Source organism: Anaerosporobacter sp. (genome assembly GCF_965301125.1).
In genome coordinates this window covers 1-4,376 of sequence record NZ_CBDLAM010000205.1, presented here as the reverse complement: position 1 = coordinate 4,376, position 4,376 = coordinate 1, and the positions used below count along the sequence as shown (strand labels likewise).

The 4,376-nt window shown below is 34.1% G+C and carries 6 protein-coding genes; all 6 read right to left on the bottom strand.

What is annotated here, in order from left to right:
• Window positions 1–185, bottom strand: a 185-nt coding sequence (locus tag ACW2QF_RS16705; protein ID WP_455717147.1) for a DUF6179 domain-containing protein, incomplete at its 3' end; no start/stop codon positions are given.
• Between the two features lie 26 nt (window positions 186–211).
• Window positions 212–673, bottom strand: a complete 462-nt coding sequence (locus ACW2QF_RS16700; protein WP_455717146.1) for a DUF6323 family protein — start codon at window positions 671–673, stop codon at window positions 212–214.
• A gap of 202 nt (window positions 674–875) precedes the next feature.
• Complete coding sequence (gene rsmH, locus ACW2QF_RS16695; protein ID WP_455717145.1) at window positions 876–1,925, bottom strand: 16S rRNA (cytosine(1402)-N(4))-methyltransferase RsmH; 1,050 nt, start codon at window positions 1,923–1,925, stop codon at window positions 876–878.
• A gap of 159 nt (window positions 1,926–2,084) precedes the next feature.
• On the bottom strand, window positions 2,085–3,062 hold the full coding sequence (locus ACW2QF_RS16690) for a LacI family DNA-binding transcriptional regulator (protein ID WP_455717144.1): 978 nt from the start codon (window positions 3,060–3,062) through the stop codon (window positions 2,085–2,087).
• A gap of 254 nt (window positions 3,063–3,316) precedes the next feature.
• Entirely contained in the window at window positions 3,317–3,655 is a 339-nt protein-coding gene (locus ACW2QF_RS16685; protein WP_455717143.1) for a LiaI-LiaF-like domain-containing protein, read from the bottom strand.
• A 1-nt stretch (window position 3,656) separates the two neighbouring features.
• The gene (locus tag ACW2QF_RS16680) at window positions 3,657–4,298 is read right to left on the bottom strand and encodes a hypothetical protein (protein ID WP_455717142.1); all 642 of its coding nucleotides are present in this window, start codon (window positions 4,296–4,298) and stop codon (window positions 3,657–3,659) included.
• Window positions 4,299–4,376: the final 78 nt, after the last annotated feature.

Genomic DNA, 4,376 nt, shown 5'->3' with positions numbered 1-4,376 from the left:
ATTAAGTCTTTTATTAAGTTTTTGCCATTACTATCTACATCTTCATTATGATTATTACAATATATCACCGCCTCCATTAACTGTTTGGCAGTTTCAAAACGTATGGAGCTACTTTCCTTGCTAGTGTATTGATCCACAAGTCTTGCTACAATCGGTAATAGCTCTTCCATTTCATAATGATGCATATTCTAACAGATCCTTTCATAATAGACTATTCCTCATATCCTCTTCTTAACTTACGTGCAAATGCCTCTAGTGATGTATCTTCTAGATAATCCAAATCTCCTTGGCATTTACCATCAAATTGTTCCTTCATATACGCAATTAACTCATCATCAGTCCATTCATCCAGTGACTCGTTCTTATAAAGATAGAAGATTTCCTGAAGCCTTTGAATCGTATCAGTATAATTATCCTGGTATATATATGGAGAATCACAGAATGAAAATATCAGCTTTGTGAGAATCCCTTCTCCAAATTCAATTCGTTCTTGCCGTATTAGATTCTCTTTTCTTTCTTCAATTAATTCCATTGCATCTTTCTCCGATAGTTGAATACCGAACTGTTTCGTGTAATCATTACAAGCGATTAAGTCTTTCATTTGTTTTTGTACTGCTAGTTGATTCCCTTCTTGCCCATTCACTAGATATTGAAAAAGTCTATCTTCTTCCATATAAACACACCTTCACCTTTCCAAACAGTTGATTGAAAGTTATACTATAATAATTTATAAATTGTAAATCTTTAACTATTTATTTGCAAGTCTTGAAAAATTGCGGATTTTGTGGTAATATAATTATAGAAAAAAAGAGGAAAATCATTTTACACAGTGTAAAATAATTTTCCTCTTTTTATATTATACCTAAATCTCGTTTCTATGCCTTAATAGCCCATCTCATCTTCGTTGAACGAGCACGGCTATTCATATTACATTCTTCTGCCGATGGTCGAATTACTTCCTTGGCAATATCGCTATATATTCCTTCACGATAATAATGCTTAAAGTATTGCTTCACTAATCGATCTTCTCCTGAATGGAATGTTAATATAGCAACTCGTCCTCCTTTAGCTAGAACATTAGGGAGCTTCTCCATAAATTGTTCCAGAACTTCAAACTCACTATTTACATCAATACGCAACGCCTGAAATGTTCTCTGACAAGTTTTCTTCATTACTTCCTTACGTTCCGCAGCTGGAACCTTGATAAGAACACCCTCTATCACTTCTCTTAGCCTTGTAGTTGTTTCAATTGCTCTACCTTTTTTGATTTCTGTAACAATAGCTCTTGAAATCTCTTTTGCATAAGGTTCATCAGAATTCTCGGTTAGCATTCCTTCTAACTCTGGTTGAGATATATTCTTCAAACGTTCTGCTGCTGAGATACCTTTTGTCGGATCTAATCGCAAATCTAATGGACCTTCTATCTTATACGAAAATCCACGATCAGGATTATCGATTTGCATAGAAGATACACCTAAATCTGCTAATACGAAATCAAGTGGACCAGACTCTTCCACAACTTGGTCAATGTTGGCGAAGTTTATTAATTTTACTGTTAGGATATCTGGACCAAATCCCATAGCCTCTAGTCTGGCTTTCGTTTTTGCAGATTCAATTGGATCTACATCAAGACCATAGATATGTCCTTTTCCTTCTAAGCATTGTAACATCTTCGAAGTGTGACCACCATAACCCAGTGTTGCATCTAATCCAATTTGCCCTGGTTTAATCTGTAAGAATTCTAATATCTCATTAACACAAATTGAGATATGCATTCCCGCAGGTGTACTACCCTTTTTAATTACCTTCTCTATTGTATCCTTATATTTCTCAGGTTGATGTTCTTTATATTTTTCTTTATAGCTTCTAGGATGGGTTCCTTTGTATCGTACACGCCTTTTATGCTGTTTTTCTTGATTTTCCATAATTACCTCACTGTCTTATATTTGACCATTCATTTGATGTCTAGATCAGTATCTTCAATTTGGACTCACTTTAAATTGGTGCTACTAATCTAACCTATATATCATTATATGATAGCATAATTTATACGAAATGAATAGCTTAGCTTAATAAGGTTTAGCCTACGTCGTTTCCCGCTTAACTAACGATACAGGCATTTGAATTCGGCTAGGAACTGTCTTCCCATCTACATATTTTATCAGGCAATCTATAGCTTCTTTTGCCATCTCTTTAATTGGTTGGTGTACGGTTGTAATTGTTGGACTAACCAAAGAGGCGATATTAACATCGTCAAAGCCCACGATTTTTAAATTATCAGGAACCTGAAGATTCATCTTTCTTGCCACTTGAATTACCTGTGCTGCAATTAAATCACTACTAGTAAAGATTCCATCTACCTTTGGATTCTCTAAGAGAATATTTTCAATCAATGAATGGTATTCCCTATTTAGATAGCCATCTGCTTTATATATTATCTCTTTATGTAAAATGTTGTTATCTTCACATACTTTAACAAACCCCATACAACGTTCATCATCTGGCATTGTTTCATTCTCAACACCCGAAATATATACCAAATTCTTACACCCTCTTGCTATAAGATGTTCTGCAGCTAGGACACCTCCTTGATAATTATCACATTCCACACTTGATGTCCCCACATCAACCGATCTTTCGATACTCACTACAGGAATATTTAAAGAGACAAACTTTCCTATATCAGCTGACCTAGAGCATAAAATTATCCCAGCAACTCGATGGGATTGTAACATTTCTAAATAGTCTACTTCTTTTCCAAACATTCCATGAGAATTACAAATCATTATTTTATAGTTCTTATATACAGCTTCTCTTTCGAGATATCCAATTAACCTTGCAAAATATGGATGTTCAATATGGGGAACAATTATTCCTATACTGTTACTTTTTTGCTTGGATAGAGATCTAGCTAACTCATTAGGTTTATAATTCAATTCTTTTATTACCGCATATACTCTGTCTCTGGTTTCTGCACTAATACAACCTCGATTGTTAAGTACTCGTGATACCGTTGTCACAGTAACTCCCGATTTTGCAGCTACGTCTTTTAACGTTGCCATCTAATTCCCCATTTCTACTTTTGTATTTTGTTAAATATTTCTCAATCTCCCTATGTTCCTCTATTCTACCAGTAAACATCATTTCTGGCAATGAGAACTGTATATAGAAATTTGGGGTATATATTGAACAAATTGACCATCCGTAATACATAAAAAACAACTTTTTATAGCTATATGCCCTATGTGAACGTGTATATATTCACAAAATTGCATTCAGCGTAAAAAAAGTTGTTCTTTACAATAGTCTATTCTATTTATCTTATGTTAAGCATCCCATCTCTCCAATATTCATAATCCCTCATAAGACAATCTACCCCTGCCATAAACACAGCAAATATGGTCAATAGTATGAGTAGTATTATTGCTACCTTATCGTATACAAATCTCGTATCTTCTCTACGAGAACCTAGAAGCACCTCAATCCCCAATGATATAAAGGTTAGTGGCCATAAACGAAAGATAAAATCATAACTAATTGCTGGCGCAAATATATGAACAAGGAATAAGACTCCATATACTATTAGCGTTAAACCAAAAGTATAGCTACCAATTCGATGCTTTCTAACCTCTCTTACTTCTTCCATCTGTTCCATCTTAATTTCCTTCTTCCTTATCTTCAATTGCATTCACATGAACTTCTGAATTATATAGATCAGTTTCAACATTACTGTTCCCATTACCATTTAGTGTATTATCAATCTGAGAATCACCAGTTCTAACTATTTCATCCAGTTCTACTTTCTTACCACGAATCATACTCAATCCAAGATATACAATTGCAATACCAACTACAAGCTGTGGCAATCGGTAAGTCATATGTTGTAATACATAATAAAATTCATAAGGAATAATTCCATATAGCATCGACATACAAGTCTTCCATGTTAAAATAATACCAATAAAGATTAATATAACGGCAATCGTTTTACGATACGTACGTATTAAATTTTCGCCTTGCTTTGCCTCAACTATGGTGAATAAATACGTATCTTCCACTTCATAAAACTCTTGTTCTGGCATGCTTGCTAAATTACGTGCATGAAAAAAACTATAGAACCACGCTACTGCTAGCATTACCATCACTGGTCCTAACTCCAATGTAACAGTTAATACGAATAAACCAAAGAATACTGTCATTAGGCTTAATCCCATCTTCATAAATCCCATATACATCTCCGCTGCCCCTGGAATTAAAGAAAAACAGAACGTCCAGAATTTACTCTTTTTTTGAATCATTTATTTATCCTCCCTATCGAATAATTTATTAGTTTTCTCTAGTACCTTACTACAAAATTCATTTGTAGTATCATAGAT

Bases quoted from the DNA above. Each gene is read 5' to 3' on its own strand.
- rsmH (WP_455717145.1), bottom strand. From the start codon at position 1,925: ATGGAAAATCAAGAAAAACAGCATAAAAGGCGTGTACGATACAAAGGA.
- ACW2QF_RS16685 (WP_455717143.1), bottom strand. From the start codon at position 3,655: ATGGAACAGATGGAAGAAGTAAGAGAGGTTAGAAAGCATCGAATTGGT.
- ACW2QF_RS16690 (WP_455717144.1), bottom strand. From the start codon at position 3,062: ATGGCAACGTTAAAAGACGTAGCTGCAAAATCGGGAGTTACTGTGACA.
- ACW2QF_RS16700 (WP_455717146.1), bottom strand. From the start codon at position 673: ATGGAAGAAGATAGACTTTTTCAATATCTAGTGAATGGGCAAGAAGGG.
- ACW2QF_RS16680 (WP_455717142.1), bottom strand. From the start codon at position 4,298: ATGATTCAAAAAAAGAGTAAATTCTGGACGTTCTGTTTTTCTTTAATT.